Source organism: Pelagibacterium halotolerans B2 (assembly GCF_000230555.1).
Taxonomy (GTDB): Bacteria; Pseudomonadota; Alphaproteobacteria; order Rhizobiales; family Devosiaceae; genus Pelagibacterium; species Pelagibacterium halotolerans.
In genome coordinates, this window is the sequence record NC_016078.1 from 956,360 (window position 1) to 975,192 (window position 18,833).

An 18,833-nucleotide genomic window follows, 5' to 3' on the forward strand; every position below is an offset into this window, starting at 1 on the left:
CGGGCAACACAAATGGGAGGAATATCAATGCGTCTTACCACAGGATGCGCATCGCTTGCGCTTGTCCTCGGCATGACGGGCGGCGCTCTTGCCCAGTCCGGCGAGATCACGGTCTGGAGTTGGGACGTTGCCGCCTCGTCGCTGCAATCGACAATCGAGGGCTTCAACGCCCAATATCCCGATGTCACCGTCACCGTCGAAGATCTTGGCAACCAGCAGGTTTTCGACCGGACGCTGGCCGGTTGCGCAGCGGGCGGTTCGGGCCTGCCCGATGTCATCTCGATTGAAAACGGGGAAGCGGAAATCTTCTGGAACCAGTTCCCCGACTGCTTTGCCAATCTGCGCGATCTTGGCTACACCGAGGAGCTGGCCGTCGGCTTCCCAGATTTCAAACGCACCGAACTCGAAGTTGGCGATGTTGCTTATGCAATGCCCTGGGATTCCGGTCCCGTCGCCATGTTCTACCGCCGCGACTTCTATGAGAACGCCGGGGTCGATCCTGCGTCGATCACCACATGGGCCGACTTCATCGAAGCAGGACAGGCGGTGGCCGAAGCCAACCCCGGTGTCGTGATGGCCCAGGCCGATTTCAACGGCGATACCGAATGGTTCCGCATGCTCGCCAACGAACAGGGCTGCGGATTCTTCACTGGTGACGGCACCTCCATCGCGGTCAGCCAGTCCGGCTGCGTCGCTGCCCTCGAAGCGGTGAAGGATATGGCCGATGCCGGCATTCTCGTCGCCGGCAACTGGGATGAACGCATTCAGGCCATCCGCGCCGAAACCGTCGCCAGCCAGCTCTTCGGCGGCTGGTACGAAGGCACAATCCGCTCCAACGCCCCCGAACAGGAAGGTCTTTGGGGCGTTTACGAAATGCCGTCGGTGACCGAAGACGGCCCGCGCGCCGCCAACCTCGGCGGTTCGGCCCTCGCCATCACCAACACCTCGGACAACAAGGAAGCCGCCTGGGCCTATGTCAATTACACCCTCGGCACGAACGAGGGCCAGGTGACAATGCTGCGCGAGTTCGGCCTCGTGCCTTCGCTGCTCTCGGCGCTCGAAGATCCTTACGTCGAGGAGGGCCAGCCCTTCTGGGGCGATCAGGCCATCTGGGTCGATATTCTGGGAACGCTCGATCGCGTCGTCCCCAGTCGCGGCACGCCCTTCTTCGGCGACGCCCAGGCCATCGTTCAGGCCGTCCAGACCCAATATATCAATGGCGGTTATGAAAACGCCCAGGCTGCCCTCGACGATGCCGCCAACCAGATCGCGCTGGTCACCGGCCTGCCGATAGCGGAATAATCGTTCCAGAGGAGAACAGGTGCGCGGACCTCGGCCCGCGCGCCGGCAAGGGAACACCGAGGAGGAGCGGGGCCATGCGCGCGACGACGCGAACGGCGTACGGATTTCTGACGCCCTATCTGCTGATTTTCGCCGCCTTCTGGGTGTGGCCCATCATCTATTCGTTCTATCTCTCTTTCCTCGCGACCCGCGTTCAGCCCTGGACCTTCAACCCCACCTTCAATTGGGGCCGGTTGATTATCGATCCGGCCTTCTTCAACGCCTTCAAGAACACAATGATCATCCTGGTCATCCAGGTGCCTGTGATGATCGCGCTCGCGACGCTGCTCGCCGTCCTGCTCAATTCGCAACTGCTCAGGGCGCGCGGCATCATGCGCTTCGCCTTTTTCGCTCCCGTCGTCGTTGGCGAGGTCGCCTATGCCGCCGTCTTCCGCCTGATGTTCCAGGCCGATTTCGGCGTCATCAACAAATTGCTCGGCCTTATTGGCGTGGCTCCGGTCTCGTGGAGTTCCAACCCCACCGCCGCCATGGCGCTCATCATCATGGCTGTCACCTGGCGCTGGGTCGGCTACAATGCCATCATCATATTGTCCGGCCTTCAATCGATCCCAGAAGATGTCTATGAGGCCGCAACCCTCGACAGGGTTTCAAAGACAAAACAGTTCTTTTTCATCACCCTGCCGCTGCTGCGTCCCATCATTTTGGTCTGCGTGGTGCTTTCGGTCATCGGCACCATGCAGCTCTTTGCCGAACCCTTCCTCATCACCAATCGCGGCGGTCCCGGCGGCGCCACCGAAACGCTCGGCCTGTTCCTCTACCGCCAGGGCTTTACCGTTCTCAATTTCGGCTATGCCTCGGCGGTCGCCTATACCATCGCAGCGATTGCGGTGGTCATCTCGGCGCTCAATTTCTGGCTGGGGAGGGACCCCAAATGAGATCGAAGTCGCAAACCACGCTGCTGCGAACCGTCGGGCTGCACGCCGTTCTCGTGCCGCTGGCGCTCGTCTGGCTGTTTCCCATCTGGATGATGGTGGTGTTTTCGACCCAACCCGAAAACGCGATCTTTTCCGCCAACCTCACCCTGTTGCCCGCCGACCGGTTCGCCGAGAATTTTTCTCTTCTGCAAGCCGACACAGGCTTCTTGCGCACGGTCTTCGTTTCGATTGTCGTGGCGCTGGTCTATACAATTCTCTCGGTCATGCTGACCTCGATGGCCGGCTGGGCGCTGGCGCGCTATAATTTTGCCGGCAAGGGTCTGGTCCTCGCCATTATCCTGGGCACCCTGACGCTGCCCTATTTCGTCGTCGTCATCCCCCAGTTCATTATGGTCGCCCGCGATTTCGGGCTGGGTAACACCTGGTTCGCGCTTATCGTGCCGCCGCTGTTCAATTCCCTCGGCGTGCTCTTCATGCGCCAGTCGTTCTCGATGATGCCGTCTGAACTTTTCGATGCAGCCCGCGTCGAGGGCGTCAAGGAATGGCAGATCTTCCTGCGCGTGGCATTGCCCATGGCGCGCCCCACCATCGCGGCGCTCTGCATCATCCTGTTCCTTGCGAGCTGGAACAATTATCTCTGGCCGCTGCTCATCAACAACCGCCCCGACATGATGACGGCACCCGTGGCGCTGGGCTCGCTGATCGGGCTCACCCGCGTCTCCTGGGGCGGCATCATGACCGGCGCGGTCGTTTTGACCATCCCCATGCTCGTCGTCTTCGTCGTACTTCAACGCCATTTCGTCGCCGGCATCGCCGCTGGCGCAATCAAATAGGAGTGCTTCCAGAAAAAGTGGACACCACTTTTTCGGTTCGGAAGCGCGACAACTAAATAGGAAAAGTCATGGCTGGTGTCACACTCAATGCCGTCAAGAAGCGCTTCGGCGCCGTCGAAGTCATCCATGGCGTCGACCTCACGGTCGACGATGGCGAGTTCGTCGTTTTTGTCGGCCCGTCGGGTTGTGGAAAATCGACGCTCCTGCGCATGATCGCCGGGCTCGAGGATATCTCCGATGGCGAGGTGTCCATCGGTGGGACGATGGTCAACGATATTGAGCCCGCCGATCGCGGCATCGCCATGGTGTTCCAGTCCTACGCGCTCTACCCGCACATGAGTGTGGAACAGAACCTGTCCTTCGGCCTGCGCATGAATGGGCGCCCAAAGGACGATATCGCCCGCCGCGTTTCAAACGCCGCCGCGATCCTCCAGATCGAACCGTTGCTTGCCCGCCGCCCCAAACAGCTTTCGGGCGGCCAGCGTCAGCGCGTCGCCATCGGTCGCGCCATCGTGCGCCAGCCCGAAGTCTTCCTGTTCGACGAACCGCTGTCCAATCTCGACGCCGAACTGCGCGTCCAGATGCGGGTGGAAATCGCCCGGCTGCACAAGGAATTGGGCACGACCATGATTTACGTCACCCATGATCAGACCGAGGCCATGACACTGGCCGACAAGATCGTCGTCCTGCGCGATGGCCGCGTCGAACAGGTCGGTGCGCCGCTCGATCTCTATGACGATCCCGCCAACCGGTTCGTTGCCGGTTTCGTCGGCTCTCCGCGCATGAATTTCATGGCCGCCAGGGTGATCGACGCCGGCCCCGGCAGCGTCACCGTCGAGATCGAAAAGCACGGCTCGCCCCGGCTTTCTCTGCCGGTCAATCAGTCGCTCAATGCCGGCGATGCTGTTACCGTGGGCATCCGTCCCGAGCATTTCGGGGGCAGCGCGGGGGAGGGCGCTTCATTGACCGTCGACGTCGATGTCGCCGAACATCTCGGGGCAACAAGTTTCGTCTATGCAAATATGAAGACCGGCGAGCAACTGATCATCGAGCGCGAGCAATCGCGATCTGAAATGGGCCGCACAGAATTGACCGTCACCATTCCCCCGGGCCGGGCATACCTGTTCGATAGCCAGGGCGACCGTATCCGCTAATACCCAAGACCTCTCATTTCAGAAAGAGATTCTCTCATGTCGCAACAGCAAAAAGTCCGCTGGGGCATCCTCGGACCGGGATCCATCGCCCGCGCCTTTGCCGGCGGTCTCGCCCACAGCCAGTCGGGCGAACTGGTGGCTCTGGGCGCGCGCAATCCCGATAAGCCCGATTACGCCGAACATTTCCCCGGCGCCCGTGTGCTCAACGGTTACGACGCTCTGCTCGCCGACGCCGATGTGGATGCCGTCTATATCGCCACCCCGCATCCCCAGCACGCCCAATGGGCGATCAAGGCCGCCGAAGCGAAAAAGCATGTGCTGTGCGAAAAGCCCATGGGCCTGACCGCCTTTGAGGCCGATGCCATGTTCCACGCAGCCCGCAAGGCGAAAACCTTCATGGGCGAAGCGTTCATGTATCGCGTCCACCCCATGACGCAAAAGCTGATCGACCTGATCGCTGCCGGCGAAATCGGCGAAGTCCGCGCCATCAAGTCGAGCTTCGGCTTCGCCATGCCGCGCTTCGACCCCGAACACCGCCTTTATGCCAACGAACTGGCCGGTGGCGGCATCCTCGATGTCGGGTGTTACCCGGTTTCCATGGCCCGCCTGATCGCCGGAGTTGCGAACGGCAGGCCTTTCCTCGAACCCGAAACCGTGTCCGGTGTCGCCCATCTGGGCCAGTCCGGCGTCGATGAGTGGGCCGCCGCGGTGCTCAAATTCCCCGGCGGCATCCTGGCCGAAGTCTCCTGCTCGGTCTCGCTCGCCCAGGACAATGTCTTGCGCATCCTGGGCACCGGGGGGCGCATCGAAATCCGCGATTTCTGGTTCGCCACTGGCCACAAGGGCGGCACCGCAATCATCGACATCGTCCGCCCCGACGGCACGCACGAGCCGGTCGAGGTTGCCGAAGCCGGTTGGCTCTATTCGTTCGAGGCCGAAGCGGCCAGCCTGGCCATCCTCGCGGGAAAGACCGAATTCGATGCCCCCGGCATGAGTTGGGACGATACCCTGGGCAATCTGCGTGTCCTCGACAAATGGCGCCAGACAGCCGGCCTCGAATATGAGATCGAAAAGCCCGCCTTGCGCACCAGAACCCTGAAAGGGGAAACGCTGACCAGCGGCAACCGGATCGGCCGCGTTGCCATTCCCGGGCTTCAAAAGCCCATCTCCCGGCTTGCCCTCGGCTTTGAAGACTTTCGCTCCTTTTCCAGCGCCGCGATCCTGCTCGATGCCTTTTACGAAAAGGGTGGCAACGCCTTCGATACAGCCTTCATCTACGGCAACGGCATCACCGAAACCCTGTTCGGCGATTGGCAGGCCTCGCGCGGCGTGCGTGACGATGTCGTGGTGATCGGCAAGGGTGCCCACTCGCCGCTGACCTATCCCGACGTGATCGCCAAACAGCTCGACATAAGCCTCAACAAGCTCAAAACCGACCATGTCGACGTCTATTTCATGCACCGCGACAACATCGACGTGCCCGTCGATGAATTCGTCGATGCCATGGACGCGGAAGTCCGGCGGGGCCGCATCCGGGGGCCGTTCGGTGGCTCGAACTGGACGCGTGAGCGCTTCGACGAGGCCGTCGCCTATGCCACCCGCACCGGCAAGACGGCGCCCAGCGCTCTCTCGAACAATTTCTCGCTGGCCGAGATGCAAAAGCCCCTCTGGCCCGGCTGCGTCGCGTCCTCGGATGATGGCTGGCGCGCATGGCTTTCGGACCGTCAGGTGACGAACTTTGCCTGGTCCAGCCAGGGCAGGGGCTTTTTCACCGACCGCGCCGGGCGCGACAAGACCGAAAATGCCGAACTGGTCGAGACCTGGTACACCGGCGCCAATTTCGCCCGCCGCGATCGCGCCGTCGAACTGGCGCACAAGCTGGGCAAAAAACCCATCCATGTCGCACTGGCCTATTGCCTCTATCAGCCATTCCCCTTGGTCCCGCTCATCGGCCCGCGCACCCTTGCCGAACTCGATGACAGTCTTGAGGCCCTAGATATCACCCTGACACCGGATGACGTCGTCTGGCTGCGCGATGGAAAGCGTTGAGAATGGCAAACCCAAAAATTGCCTTTATCGGCGCCGGCTCGACCGTTTTCATGAAAAACATCATCGGCGATGTCCTGCAACGCAAGCCGCTGGCCGGTGCCCATATCGCGCTCATGGACATCGATCCCCAGCGCCTTGCCGATAGCGAACTGGTGGCGGGAAAGCTGGTCAAAACGCTCGGCGCTCCAGCGACAGTCACCACCCACACCGACCGCCGCGCTGCATTGGACGGGGCCGATTTCGTCATCGTCGCCTTCCAGATCGGCGGCTATGAGCCCTCCACCGTGATCGATTTCGAGGTGCCCAAACGCTTCGGCCTGCGCCAGACCATCGCCGATACGCTGGGGATCGGCGGCATCATGCGCGGCCTGCGCACGGTCCCCCATCTCTGGGCGGTCTGCGCCGATATGGAAGAGCTGTGCCCCAACGCCATCTTGCTCCAATACGTCAACCCCATGGCCATCAACACCTGGGCCATCGCTGAAAAATACCCCGCCATCCGCCAGGTCGGTCTCTGCCACTCGGTGCAGGGCACAGCCGCAGAACTGGCGCGCGACCTCGAAATTCCCGTCGAAACGCTGCGCTACAGGGCGGCCGGCATCAATCACATGGCGTGCTATCTGACCCTCGAACAGCGCCAGCCCGACGGCAGCCACAAGAACCTCTACCCGGACCTCCTCGCAGGCTATCGTGCCGGCAAAATCCCAAAGCCCAGCGACTGGAACCCGCGCTGTCCAAACAGGGTGCGCTATGAAATGATGACCCGGCTGGGCTATTTCGTCACCGAAAGCTCCGAGCACTTCGCCGAATACGTGCCCTGGTTCATCAAATCGGGCCGCGACGACCTGATCGAAAAATACGGCATTCCGCTCGATGAATACCCCAAGCGCTGCATCGAGCAGGTCGAGGACTGGACAGAGCAGGCAGAACGCTACCGTACCGCCGAAACCATCGAGATCGAGGAAAGCCACGAATACGCCTCCTCCATCGTCAACGCCATCTGGACGGGCGAGCCCGCGGTCATCTACGGCAATATCCGCAACAATGGCGCCATCGCCTCGCTGCCCGATTCCTGCGCGGTCGAAGTGCCCTGTCTCGTCGATGCCAACGGCATCCAGCCCACCCATATCGGCGCGTTGCCGCCGCAACTGACCGCCCTGATGCGCACAAACATCAACGTGCAGGAACTCACGGTCAAAGCGCTCACCACCGAGAACCGCGAGCACATCTACCACGCCGCCATGCTCGACCCCCACACCGCCGCCGAACTCGATCTCGACCAGATCTGGTCGCTGGTCGATGACCTCATCGCCGCCCATGGCGATATGCTACCGGCATGGGCACGGCGCTGAGTGCACTTGTTAAAACAATGGCACATTTACCGGTGTATGAGAGCTTCAGGCACTGATTTGAAATCCTGGAGGCGCGGGTGAGCGACCCGGTATTCGACATCTTCATCGTCGGCGGTGGGATCAATGGCTGCGGCATCGCCCGCGATGCGGCAGGGCGGGGCTATTCGGTCTGCCTTGCCGAAATGAACGATCTGGCTTCGGGCACATCCTCTGCCTCCACAAAGCTCATTCATGGCGGCCTGCGCTATCTCGAACATTACGAGTTCCGGCTGGTGCGCGAATCCCTAAAGGAGCGCGAAGTGCTCTGGGCCATGGCCCCGCATATCATCTGGCCGCTGCGTTTCGTGCTGCCCCATCACAAGGGTCTGCGTCCCGCATGGCTCCTGCGGCTCGGCCTTTTCCTCTACGACCACATCGGGGGCCGCAAGCGCCTGCCGGCCACCAAGGTGCGCGACCTGCGCCAGGATCCCCTCGGCGCCGTGCTCAAGCCGGGGCAGGGGCGGGCTTTCGAATATTCCGATTGCTGGGTCGATGACGCCCGTCTTGTCGTATTGACCGCCCGCGATGCCGCCGACCGGGGCGCCGAAATCCACACCCGCACCCGCATGATTTCGGCTCATCGGGTCGACGACCACTGGGAAATCACCATCCAGGACGATTCAGGCCATACCCGAACCGTACGGGCCCGCATGCTGGTTAATGCCGCCGGACCGTGGGTCTCCGAGGTCCTTTCGGGGCTGATCGGTGGCAATGAAAGCCACGACGTGCGGCTCGTCAAAGGCAGCCATATCGTGGTGCGCAAGCTCTATGACGATCCGCGCTGTTTTTTCTTCCAGAACGCCGATGGCCGCATCTTCTTTTCCATCCCCTATCAGGGCGATTTCACGCTGATCGGCACCACCGATCAGGACTTCGACGGCGATCCGGCCTCTGTCGATATTTCCCCGGCCGAAACCGACTATCTGCTGGCGGCGGCCAACCAGTATTTCCGCGATCCCATCGGCAGAGACGATATCGTCTGGACCTATTCGGGCGTGCGCCCGCTCTACAATGACGGCGCGTCCAGGGCCCAGGAAGCCACGCGCGACTATGTCCTCAAGCACACGGGCGGCGGGGATACGCCCACCCTGCTCAACGTCTTTGGCGGCAAACTGACCACCTACCGCCGGCTCGCCGAATCCGCACTCGAACACATCGAGACCGCGCTCGGGCGTCGTGGTGATCGGTGGACGTCCCACTCATCGCTGCCGGGTGGAGACTTCTCCGTCGACGGCTTTGCGGACGAAGTCGAGAACTTGCAGACTCGCTACCCGTTTCTCTCAACCGAAAATGCCCGCCGGTTCGTCCGTGCCTATGGCACGCTCTCGCGAACCATCCTTGGTGACGCCCGCACGGCAGAAGACCTCGGTCCCGATTTCGGCTGCGGCCTGACCGGCGCCGAGGTACGCTATCAGGTCGAGCGCGAATGGGCGCGCAGCGCCGATGACATTCTCTGGCGCCGCTCCAAGCTCGGCCTGCATGGCGCGCGGATCGACCGTTCTGCGCTCGATTCGTACATCTACGAAGCCCTCCGTGCCTCAGGCTAGATCAGCCCACCACGCGCCGGACTTATCGAAATCCGGCCGATTGCACCGCGCCTGCGCTTGAAATCGCCGGACTGGCTTGTGGCATCCAGCCGTTCCGCATCTGTCATCGGCAACAGCCCGAGATCGATCCGCGTCCGCTCGTTGAGCCGCGATACATCCAGGTAATCCGGGCGGTTGCGCCGACGGCGGAACACTGCTCTTATAAGATTTGAAATCCGCGTCATGGGTTCGATCCTTCCAGTATCATGCAATCAGCATGCACCGGAACACGCCACAAAGACCAATCGAACGTCATGGCAATGCATAAAGTGGGCTTATGGATATGAGCGCAAACCTGCCGCCGCTGCCGACCCTGCGCGTGTTCGAGGCCGCCGCGCGGCACCTCAATTTCACCCGCGCGGGCGAGGAGCTGGGCATGACCCAGGCGGCCGTCAGCTATCACATCAAGCTGCTTGAAGAACGGATCGGCGCAACCTTGTTCGTCCGGCATGGCCGCAAGATCGAATTGACCGATACCGGCAGCACGCTGGCGCCTGCCCTGAGCGGCGCCTTCCGCTCGATCGCCAACGCGTTTGACGCCGCCAAATCGAAAACAGGCAGTACGCTGTCGATCTCCGCGGTGCCGACCGTCTCGACGCAATGGCTGGCCCGCCGCCTCGGCGCATTCCAGGTCAGCCATCCCGAACTTGCCGTGCGGCTCGAGATGTCGACTGACCTCGTCGATTTCGACAATGACGATATCGATGTCGGGATACGCGTTGGATTGGGTGAATATCCCGGGCTCGTCTCCCACTTCCTGTTCAAGGCCGAATACGCGCCCATGCTCAGCCCGGCCCTCGCGGCCAGCATCGGTGGCATCGAAACGCCTGCCGATCTGCTCAAGCTGCCCTTCGTCAGCGAGGGCGAACTCTGGAATGCACAATGGCTCGAACTGGTCGGGCTGCCCCGTCCTGACGTGGTCAGGGGCCTCAACGTCAACTTCGGCAGCCAATATCTCGACGCCGCCGCCGCCATTTCGGGCGCGGGCATCGCCATGCTGACCCCGGCACTGTACCGCGAGGAACTCAGGGACGGACGCTTGATCCAACCTTTCGATATCGTGGGCGTTGACCCCGTCAGCTATTGGCTCGTCTATCCCCACGCTCGGAGAACCCTCCCCAAGATTCGCGCCTTTCGGGACTGGTTGCTGGCAGAGGCCCAAAGTCTGCAGAACCAACCGATTTGACTTCAGCCGATCTTGGTGAGAACATATCAGGAACAATTGGTGAGGCTGCAATCATGGATGCACCGCTTCTGTTCCAGCAACTCCCGCTGGCGGCGCGCCCGCCATTCTATTTTGCCCTGCGTCCCGACGTCGTGACGGCAGCCAGAATCCGCACGCTTGCGCGCCACCTGCAAAGGCGCGACCGGATCGGAGGCCAGCTCTATTCCGCCGATCGCCTCCACGTCTCGCTCTGCCCCATCGGATTGGATGGTCTCCGGCGGGGCGATTTGGCCGCTGCAATCCATGCCGCTGCCGAAATTACGCTCGAGCGTTTCCCTCTCCGCTTCGATAGTACGGCATCCGTGCGGGGCAGGGGCGGTCATTGCCTTATCCTGCGCGCGTCAGCCCAATGCCGGGGCGTTCTGCGATTGGCCGATGTGCTCAGGCACAATTTGGCGGGGGCCGGATTGGCGGTGCCCGGCGGCGCGGGCGACCCGCATCTGACGATGATCCGCCAAACGACCGAAACGCCCGAAAGCCGTCTTGCAGCCCCCATCGAATGGCTGGCGGATGAATTCGTCCTTGCCCGGTTGGGCGGCTCCGCCAATGGCGATTTGGGGCGCTGGCCGCTGAAAAAATGATCGATTGGGAAAAAGGTTAGAGCGTGTCCAGCAAAAGTGGAAACGGTTCTGCGGTTCGGACACGCGACAAAACAAAAGGTTAGAGCCAAGGATTTGATTCAATCGAATCCTTGGCTCTAGCGCCGAATGCGCCCCTGGGCGGCGTAAAAGCCTTCGAGCGCCTGCCCGTAGCCGGTCGCGGCGACGGCGCCGAAAATCTGTTCGGCCTCCACATAGCGGCCCAGATGATAGTAGGACCAGGCCCGCAGCGTCAGCAGGTCGTTGCGTTCCACGGCGTAAAGCGAGCGCTCGTCCAGCGCCATAAGCGCCCGGCGATAATCGCCGGTATTGTAGGCCGAAAGTGCCGTCAGCGTCAGGATTGCGGTCTGCAGTTCCACCGAGCGCGCCTGCGATTGCGGAGCGGCAGCGGCGGCCACCGATGCGTGCTCGGGCAACCCCATGCGGACATAGGCCAGGGCTTGGCCATAAGCGGCATCCGAACGCGTGGCGCTCGCCGAGGATTGGAGCGCCCGCGCGAAGGCTTCGACGGCTTCAGCGGGCCGCAGCAACTCCATCAGGCACCAGCCGCGGCTGAGCGCCTGGCCAGGCGAAAAACTCCCCGGCGGCACATGGTTCGAACAGCCCTGGGCATTGACCGTGATGGCGGTGGGGGCCGATGTCGCCACGCTTGCGGAGTCCCGCGTTGCCGTCACGGCCACGGCGGGCTGGGCGGCGCTCACGCTACGGTTCTCGGTGGCCGGCGTGACCTGCGCCCGCGCGGGGGTGGCCGGCGCACTCCGGGCCGGTGCTTGCGTCTGAGATTGGGTGGAGCGCGATTCATCCTGCGCCGCTGGTGTGCCGAATTCGGCAATGCGCTGGGACCGCGTGCTCCAGGCCGCCTTGATTTCCGCGACCCGCGCGTCATCGCCCAACTGGTCGCTGGCAACCACCACGCCGAAGGCCGAACCCTCGTCGGTCTCGTCCCAGTCCAGCGCGGTATCGAACCACGCGATCGCCGTCTGCGGCTGGTTGAAGGCCAGCGCATACCAACCCAATTCCTGCGCCGTCTGGACGTGGCGGTTGCTATAGGCAATGGCCACGATCCTCTCGAGGACCTCGGGATCGAGTTCAACCCTTGGCGTCTGCGCGAGTGTGGCTGCCGCGGCCGAGAGATAAAGCTGGGTCATCTCCTCGGTCTCGCCTTCATAGGCACTCAGAATTTCCTCGGCCTCGCCGGGACGATCGAGGTCGAGCAGCGCAACACCCAGCCCATTGGCCGAAAGGACGGAGGGATCGGCGTCCATGGCCCGTTCGAACCAGTCCAGTGCCGGTGTCGGGCGATGCTGGTTGAGCGCATACCATCCCAGAAGCCGGAGGTCTTCGGCATCGCCCGTCGACGCCACAGAGGCCTCGAGTCGCCGCACATCCTCATTGGGGGCGCGGGGCGACTGACCGGCGAGCACGGAGACCAGCGCGTCGCGCGCCAGGGCAAGACGAATGGGTTCGAACTCTCCAGCGCCATTCGTTCCCATGCGCTCCAGCGCCAGAAGGCCATCGAGCTGTTCGGCTTCGAGCCGCTCGCTGGCCTGTTGCACGGTTGCAAGGCGTTCCTGGGTGTCCTCGCAATTTGTCAGTACATAGGTATAGGCATCGACGGCCCGCTGCACATTGCCGGTCTCGACAAAGGCCTCCGCCAACCGCCAGAGCAGGTCGACATTGGTACATGTGAGCAATTCCGGCATGTTCGCGGCGATCGATACCACCGTCTCATATTGCGCGGAGTCCGATGCGTTGCGCATGCGCTGTCCGGCCTCACCCAGTTCCAGGCTGCGGAGCATATCCTCGGTCGGCTGCCAGCTCGGATCGGCCACCCGCTTTTCGGCGATGGCCGCCCGTGCTCCGGCGAAATCGCCCTCGCTGTAAAGCGTCCATATCTGCTCGATCGCCGGATCGGGGACATAGTCGTTGGCCAGCAGGTTTTCCGGCGGCTCCCAATCGGGATAGAGCGTTCGCAGCCGGGCGATTTCGGCCTCCACCCGCCGCTGGTCGCCCTCGCGGGCGAAATAGCGCAGGGCCGTCTCGTCGACACGCGCGGCCGGCGCGGTTTGCTGCGACGGCTCTTCCACCGGATCGGATGGCGCCGGAATTGGTTGGGCTTGGGCCACGGGTGAGGGCGCGGGAACAGGCGCGTCCTGCGCTGCCGCTCCGGCGCCCAGCAGCATCAGCAGACCGGCGGAAACCGCTATCGTCGATGCCCGGATCATGATTGGCCCTCCGCACTTCCCGCCACAAGACATTGATTGTGCCGCTGCCGCAGATACGACAGCGTCAGAAGATGCAGTGTGGCGCCATAATAGCTCTGGGGTGAAAATGTCTGCAGATCGGCAGGAACGGGTGCGCCATAGAGCACGCAGGCCCGCGCCGCGCCGATGATGCGATAGCCCGCTTCACTCATGGGTTCGATCCGCTCGCCCGTTGTGACGTCGATGATCGCTGGAGCATGATCGGCGTCGAAAATCATGCCCAGCCGTTCGAGCAGATCGGTGTTTTCCAAATTGGCGCGGAGGACATAAAGGGGCACCCGCACATTGTTGTAGCCGAACTCGGGTGGAAAGCCGGTGGCCGGAACGGGTGTCTCGCCGGCCATCGAGACCCAGTCGGCCGGTGGCATTCCATCTGCGGTCAGGATATCGAGAAGCGCCAGCCCATCGTCATGAACGGACATCCAGTCGATCTCCGGCGTAAGGTCCGCCAGCACCGCAAAAGCCTCGAAAACCCAATAGGACGGATTGACCACGGGTCCGTCCTCCCGCGCGGCGGCGGAAAATCCCTCTGCGCCGGGCAGTATGACAGTGAGCCCGTTCGCCTCGGTCAACAGCCTTTCGCCGACCGTTCGCGCAATGTCGGTCGCCTCCTGCATATAGTCGGGTATCCCCCAACCATTGCCCGCCAGGGCCAGTGCATAGGCAATCAGGATATCCCCATCGGTCGCGTTGTTGATGTCGGTAATGTGCGGATCGGCCGATGGGTCCCAACGCCAGGCGGCCAGCCCATCGTCGCGGACCATCAATTCCGTCCGGGTAAAGCTCCAGATACGCTCGAACGCAGTCCGGTCCTGAGCCAGAACGGCCAGCAGCATGCCATAGCCCTGGCTCTCGCTGTGGCTGATTTCAGCGTTGAACACATCGACCACCCGTCCATTATCCCGGACATAGGCATCCTGATAGGCTGCCCATTCATCGGCATGCACGAAGCTTAGGGGCATCGGCTCGTCCTGCGCTGCGGCCGGAAAACAGGCCAGCGCTGCAGCCGCCACAAGGGTTGGAAAAATACGCGCGCTCACTTGTCCCGCCTTCCTGCCCGCAGGAGCAGCGAGGTTGCGATCGTGAGAAGAACGACGGCGGCGGCCAGCAAAAGGGCATAGCCCAAAACGTTTGTCGACATCCAGTTGGCTGCCACCAGCCGCAGGTTGGAAAACGAGAGGGGCTGGGTCGGCACGAGCGTTACGTTGCGCGGCTGCAGCACGAGCACCGATTCATCGGCGACGCCGACGGCGCTCACTCGCCCCGCCACCTGCTGCCAGTGCGTCGGCGAGACCAGCCTCGCCGTGGCCTCGACAAAGGCATCCCCATTGGGAATGGTCAGCAGTGTCCAGACTCCGCCCTCGGACTGGTGGACCTGCGAGATCACGGCTGCATCGGCCGATTGGGGGAGATAGGCGCCGTCCTCGCGGCGAAAAAGCCAGAAATTCTCTGGCGCCAGGTCGAGCTGGTCGGCAACCCAGCCCTGAACGCGCTCGATGACATTGCCTGATGGAACTCCGGCCGATTCCTGCCAGCGCTGCAACGCGTCCTCTCCGCTTCCGATAACCGGAAGGCTGCCGCTGCTGTCAAGGTCCACGATGCGCCCACGCGCGAGCAGTTCGCGATCCAGTCCGGCCATCGGCCCGACGATGATCGCGTTGGCACCGGCGTCGAGTTCGTCGCTCGCGACGGCGCGCGCTTCGATCACTCTGCCCGAGGACAGCGCCAGCCTGCTCATCAGCATCATCGCGGCCTGCATTGACGATGAGCCATCGGCAACCAGAACCGGCACATCCCCGCCGCCCGTATAGGGCATGCCCGTTCCGGCCAGCGCGCTCAAATCGGGATATTGGGCCATCCGGCCGAAATCGGGAAAGGCGATCCGGCTGTCGGCCGAAAACAGGAAACGCGCCGCTGCCCGGCCCGAGAGCCCCGGCGGGCAGACGGTATCCTCCTGGGTCAGCAGTATGGTTTCGATATACATCTCGTTGATGCCCGGCCGGAAATTGGTCATCGGGATGCGCAGGCGCGAATTGCGGAAGGTTCCGCCTTCGGTGCGCAGGATGGGAATGACCGACGCGATCTGCCCGTTCACATAGATTTCGAGCTGGCTGCCGGGCTGCACCGCGGGACTGTATGCCGCGTCGAGCACGAGTTCAGCCTCGCTGTACATGTCCGCGTAAAAATCGGCGGGCAGCGCAAAGCGCAGCGCCGTATGGTAGCGCCGCCCGTTGAACGCGAGCGTATCGACCCCGAGTTCGGACAGGGCGATTGAGGTCCGGCCGGAGATGACCGGTACCAGATCGGGCAGGTCGCTGCGCAATCCACCAAGGTCGGCCTCCGCGCCGGCCGTATCGGGCATCAACGAACGCGCCGCGGTTTCGACTGCGGCCCAATCGGGGCCGGAGACGAGAAGGGTATTGGGCAACGCAGCCGGGTCCGCCATTCCGGCAATCGGCCCACCCTGTGCCTGACCGGCCAGTTGGGCAAGTTCGGGCGGCAAGGCCCCGGCGGTGCCCATAACGACCGTAAGACCGGAAAAATCGAAGACATCGGTCAGCCCTTCAACCAGCGTGATCTCAACGGCCGGGGTCCTGAGTGCCAGGGCAAGGTATTGCGCCAGTCTCAGCGCCGCCGTCCGGGCCTCGCTGGTTTCGATCTGCGGAATGAACAGCCGCAATTCGGTTGCCCCGTCGGCATTGAGCCCGATTGCTGGCAAATCCGCCAGGTCCTCGATATGGCCGAGATTTTCGCCCGCAAGATCGAGAACCGTGTTCGCCGAATACACCTCCGTCCACAATTCATATGTAGAACTGACCGAGCAGTCCGTCCGGTGCCGCTGGTCGATGGCGATCTCGATGCGGTTGCGCCCGGCCGCCAGCAGACCCTCCGGCACCTCAAGCACCACCGAACTCGGCCCGTTTGCATATTCGATCGGCATCGCTCCCACTTCGGTGCCGTTGATCGAAACCGCCAGTTCGGAATACTCCGGAGCCACAACGATGGCGTTGAGCACCGACATGTCGAGATTGGCCGATGCGGCGGCCTGCCCGGCGGTCAGGTAGAAATCGAAGGCCCGCGTGCCGATCTCGCCCTCAAACCGGATACCTGTCTGAGGCAGGATATGGCGTTCGAGGCGCGTAACGGCTGCGGGTGCCGGCGCCGCTGGTGCGACAGGCTGTTCCTCGGCAATTGTCGGCGCCTCGGGGACCACCCGCAAATTGAGCTCGGGCGACATGTCGAATGGCACCTGACCCACCGCACCGGTGGCCGCCAGCATGCCCAGAGCGCACATGAGCAGGCGCCGCATCATGAGCGAGCCTCCTGGGGCTGGTCGGAGCCGGCCGGGCGCGAAAAACGCGCCAGATAGCCCAGGCCGCGCGCCGTCTGGTAGATCGAGATGGAAAGGAATTGCAGTGTGCCCAGGATGATCCCGATATTGACCTGCCGGGACTCCTGACGTTCTTTCCACAGCTTGGAATTGGCGTAGAGAAGGTCGGCGATCAAGCGATAATCGCTGGGCTTTTCGGCCATGAACCGGCACCCCACCATCGACGACTTCCCCGCATTGGAGACGTTGCGCACGAAAATGCCCATTTCGTTGTCGGGCACGGGCGACAGCGTCTGGAATCGTATAGCGGTCGCCTGGTCCTTGGCGAGACGCGTCTTTCCGTCGGCAACCTGAATGGCAACGCCGCCCGAGGAAACGTTGAGGATCGTTCCGCGCACCCATGTTCCGTCGACGGATCGGATTTCGCACCGCCGTTCGATTGGCACCCGTCGGCTGGCCCGCACCTCGCGGCGCTCGGACACGACCCCCAGCGCGCAACCGGCAAGGATCAGGTTGAACAGGTTCCATCCGCCCACCACCAGCGTGATTTCCGCGCGATAGGGCTCGGCCCACAGCCGATAGCCGGTGAACGCCACACCCACCAGAAGCAGCAGGAAGATGAAGTAGAATGGCCGCGCCAGCTCCGAGAGCCGGGATTCGTCGATGGATTCGTCCTTGGCCGTCACCTTGAAGGTCGGCTTGGTCGGGTTGCGGATCACCGAGAGGATAGCGGGCAGCAGATGCACCGACTGGATATATTCGTAAAGCTCGGAAATCCACGGCCAGCGCCAGCGCCCATAGAGCGAATTCTGCATCACAAGGTTCACCACGAGATAGGTCATGGTGTAGGCGGCGAACTCGCCCCCCGATGCGGTGAAGATCTGGAGATTGAAGAACAGGTAGAAGAACGGCGCGATCAGAAAGATGATCCGCGTGAACGGGAACAGCCAGAACATCATCGAGGACATGTAGCAAAGCCGCTGCGCCATGCTCAGCCCGCGCTTGAACAGGGGGAAATTGAACAGCATGATCTGCGTCATGCCCTGTGCCCAGCGGGTACGCTGGCCGATGAAGCTTGAAAACGTCGCCGGCTGCAGCCCGGCAATCAGCGGCCTGTCGATATAGATCGAGTTCCACTTTTTGGAATGCAGGTCGAGCGCCGTCTCGCAGTCTTCCGTGATCGAGCGGCCCGAAAACCCGTTGGCGATATCGAGCGCCTCGCGCCGCAGCAGCGCCGCCGAGCCGCAAAAGAACGAGGCGTTCCAGCTATCCAGCCCGCGCTGCAGGATGGAATAGAACATCTCGTTCTCGCTCGGCATCCGCTCGAACGTGCGCAGATTGCGCTCCAGCGGATCGGGATTGAGAAAGAAGTGCGGCGTCTGGACCAGGAACAGTTTTTCGTCATCCCCGAAATAGGGAACCGTCTCCTGCAGGAAGTCTCGGGCAGGGGCGTGGTCCGCATCGAACACGGCGACAAGGTCGCCCGTTGAGTGAGCCAGACCGTTGTTGAGATTGCCCGCCTTGGCATGCTCGTTGCGCTCGCGGGTGAGATAATTGACGCCCAGATCGGAACACAGCTTCTCAAGCGAGGTGTGCCGTTCAAGCGCTTCCTCGGCCTTTTCCGGGTCGGGGTCATTGCGCTTTTGCACAGTTCCACCATCGTCGAGCAGCCATATGGTCAGCTTCTCCGCCGGGTAGTCGAGCGCCTTGGCCGCCGCGAGCGTACCCGCCAGCAGCTCGTAGTCTTCGTTGTAGGTCGGCACGAACACATCGACGCTCGGCACCGGTTCGCCCGGTTTGAGGCTGCGCGAGGGGCGCGAGGGAACCGGGTTCGAAATGACGAACAGGCTCAGCGCCAGCATCAGGATGCAGTACATCTCGCCCAGATAGAGCAGCAGGCCCGGAATGAAATCGGCCCATTGCTCGACGGGTGGCAGCGTGCTCGTCGTCCGCCAATAGGCGTAGCGCAGGACAATCGCCGTCCCCAGCGCCAGCAGCAGCAACCGCCAGACACCACCCAGCCGCAGCGTCTTGATGACCAGCATCACGCCAAGAAACAGCACGGCCGTAATCAGATGCACCTGCAGGCTGACGGGCAGGGTGATGGCGATCACCGTGCCGGTGGCAACCAGGGCCCAGAACAGAAAGGTGATCGCGCGCATCG

At 62.6% G+C, this 18,833-nt stretch carries 14 protein-coding genes; 9 read left to right on the plus strand and 5 right to left on the minus strand.

The window, feature by feature from the left end; genetic code table 11:
• Nucleotides 1-27 precede the first annotated feature (27 nt).
• From KKY_RS04720 to glpD, 7 genes are all read left to right on the plus strand, one after another.
• Nucleotides 28-1,302 (plus strand): extracellular solute-binding protein, encoded by a 1,275-nt coding sequence (locus KKY_RS04720; RefSeq protein ID WP_014130166.1) that lies wholly within the window; start codon nt 28-30, stop codon nt 1,300-1,302.
• A 74-nt stretch (nt 1,303-1,376) separates the two neighbouring features.
• Complete coding sequence (locus tag KKY_RS04725; protein WP_014130167.1) at nt 1,377-2,237, plus strand: carbohydrate ABC transporter permease; 861 nt, start codon at nt 1,377-1,379, stop codon at nt 2,235-2,237.
• Nucleotides 2,234-3,070: a carbohydrate ABC transporter permease gene (locus KKY_RS04730; protein ID WP_014130168.1), complete on the plus strand. Its 837-nt coding sequence runs from the start codon at nt 2,234-2,236 to the stop codon at nt 3,068-3,070. The genes KKY_RS04725 and KKY_RS04730 overlap by 4 nt, the downstream gene beginning before the upstream one ends.
• Nucleotides 3,071-3,138: 68 nt before the next feature.
• Nucleotides 3,139-4,224, plus strand: coding sequence for an ABC transporter ATP-binding protein (locus tag KKY_RS04735; protein ID WP_014130169.1), 1,086 nt, complete (start codon nt 3,139-3,141; stop codon nt 4,222-4,224).
• 36 nt (nt 4,225-4,260) lie between these two features.
• A complete protein-coding gene (locus KKY_RS04740) occupies nt 4,261-6,273 on the plus strand; it encodes an aldo/keto reductase (protein WP_014130170.1) in 2,013 nt (670 codons plus the stop codon).
• Nucleotides 6,274-6,275: 2 nt separating this feature from the next.
• Complete coding sequence (melA, locus tag KKY_RS04745; protein ID WP_014130171.1) at nt 6,276-7,625, plus strand: alpha-glucosidase/alpha-galactosidase; 1,350 nt, start codon at nt 6,276-6,278, stop codon at nt 7,623-7,625.
• A 77-nt stretch (nt 7,626-7,702) separates the two neighbouring features.
• On the plus strand, nt 7,703-9,211 hold the full coding sequence (gene glpD / locus KKY_RS04750; RefSeq protein WP_014130172.1) for a glycerol-3-phosphate dehydrogenase: 1,509 nt from the start codon (nt 7,703-7,705) through the stop codon (nt 9,209-9,211).
• On the opposite strand, the gene KKY_RS04755 is transcribed toward glpD, so the two are convergent.
• Nucleotides 9,208-9,435 carry a hypothetical protein gene (locus tag KKY_RS04755; protein WP_014130173.1) on the minus strand — a complete coding sequence of 76 codons (228 nt, stop codon included), beginning with the start codon at nt 9,433-9,435 and terminating at the stop codon, nt 9,208-9,210. The genes glpD and KKY_RS04755 overlap by 4 nt on opposite strands.
• Before the next feature lie 92 nt (nt 9,436-9,527).
• Here KKY_RS04755 and KKY_RS04760 point away from each other — a divergent pair, with 92 nt between their 5' ends.
• The gene (locus KKY_RS04760) at nt 9,528-10,436 is read left to right on the plus strand and encodes a LysR substrate-binding domain-containing protein (protein ID WP_014130174.1); all 909 of its coding nucleotides are present in this window, start codon (nt 9,528-9,530) and stop codon (nt 10,434-10,436) included.
• Between the two features lie 53 nt (nt 10,437-10,489).
• Entirely contained in the window at nt 10,490-11,056 is a 567-nt protein-coding gene (locus KKY_RS04765; RefSeq protein ID WP_014130175.1) for a 2'-5' RNA ligase family protein, read from the plus strand.
• Between the two features lie 116 nt (nt 11,057-11,172).
• On the opposite strand, the gene KKY_RS04770 is transcribed toward KKY_RS04765, so the two are convergent.
• The 4 genes from KKY_RS04770 to bcsA are packed head-to-tail and all read right to left on the minus strand — an operon-like array spanning nt 11,173 to nt 18,831.
• Nucleotides 11,173-13,299 carry a tetratricopeptide repeat protein gene (locus KKY_RS04770; RefSeq protein WP_014130176.1) on the minus strand — a complete coding sequence of 709 codons (2,127 nt, stop codon included), beginning with the start codon at nt 13,297-13,299 and terminating at the stop codon, nt 11,173-11,175.
• Nucleotides 13,296-14,378, minus strand: coding sequence for a family 8 glycosyl hydrolase (locus KKY_RS04775; RefSeq protein WP_014130177.1), 1,083 nt, complete (start codon nt 14,376-14,378; stop codon nt 13,296-13,298). Before KKY_RS04775 ends, KKY_RS04770 begins: the two co-directional genes overlap by 4 nt.
• Nucleotides 14,375-16,651 (minus strand): cellulose biosynthesis cyclic di-GMP-binding regulatory protein BcsB, encoded by a 2,277-nt coding sequence (locus KKY_RS04780; protein ID WP_014130178.1) that lies wholly within the window; start codon nt 16,649-16,651, stop codon nt 14,375-14,377. Before KKY_RS04780 ends, KKY_RS04775 begins: the two co-directional genes overlap by 4 nt.
• Nucleotides 16,648-18,831 (minus strand): UDP-forming cellulose synthase catalytic subunit, encoded by a 2,184-nt coding sequence (bcsA, locus tag KKY_RS04785; RefSeq protein ID WP_014130179.1) that lies wholly within the window; start codon nt 18,829-18,831, stop codon nt 16,648-16,650. The genes KKY_RS04780 and bcsA overlap by 4 nt, the downstream gene beginning before the upstream one ends.
• Nucleotides 18,832-18,833 lie beyond the last annotated feature (2 nt).

Coding starts and splice junctions, on each gene's coding strand:
- KKY_RS04720 (WP_014130166.1), top strand. CDS start 28: ATGCGTCTTACCACAGGATGCGCATCGCTTGCGCTTGTCCTCGGCATG.
- KKY_RS04725 (WP_014130167.1), top strand. CDS start 1,377: ATGCGCGCGACGACGCGAACGGCGTACGGATTTCTGACGCCCTATCTG.
- KKY_RS04730 (WP_014130168.1), top strand. CDS start 2,234: ATGAGATCGAAGTCGCAAACCACGCTGCTGCGAACCGTCGGGCTGCAC.
- KKY_RS04735 (WP_014130169.1), top strand. CDS start 3,139: ATGGCTGGTGTCACACTCAATGCCGTCAAGAAGCGCTTCGGCGCCGTC.
- KKY_RS04740 (WP_014130170.1), top strand. CDS start 4,261: ATGTCGCAACAGCAAAAAGTCCGCTGGGGCATCCTCGGACCGGGATCC.
- melA (WP_014130171.1), top strand. CDS start 6,276: ATGGCAAACCCAAAAATTGCCTTTATCGGCGCCGGCTCGACCGTTTTC.
- KKY_RS04755 (WP_014130173.1), bottom strand. CDS start 9,435: ATGACGCGGATTTCAAATCTTATAAGAGCAGTGTTCCGCCGTCGGCGC.
- KKY_RS04760 (WP_014130174.1), top strand. CDS start 9,528: ATGGATATGAGCGCAAACCTGCCGCCGCTGCCGACCCTGCGCGTGTTC.
- KKY_RS04765 (WP_014130175.1), top strand. CDS start 10,490: ATGGATGCACCGCTTCTGTTCCAGCAACTCCCGCTGGCGGCGCGCCCG.
- KKY_RS04770 (WP_014130176.1), bottom strand. CDS start 13,299: ATGATCCGGGCATCGACGATAGCGGTTTCCGCCGGTCTGCTGATGCTG.
- KKY_RS04780 (WP_014130178.1), bottom strand. CDS start 16,651: ATGATGCGGCGCCTGCTCATGTGCGCTCTGGGCATGCTGGCGGCCACC.
- bcsA (WP_014130179.1), bottom strand. CDS start 18,831: ATGCGCGCGATCACCTTTCTGTTCTGGGCCCTGGTTGCCACCGGCACG.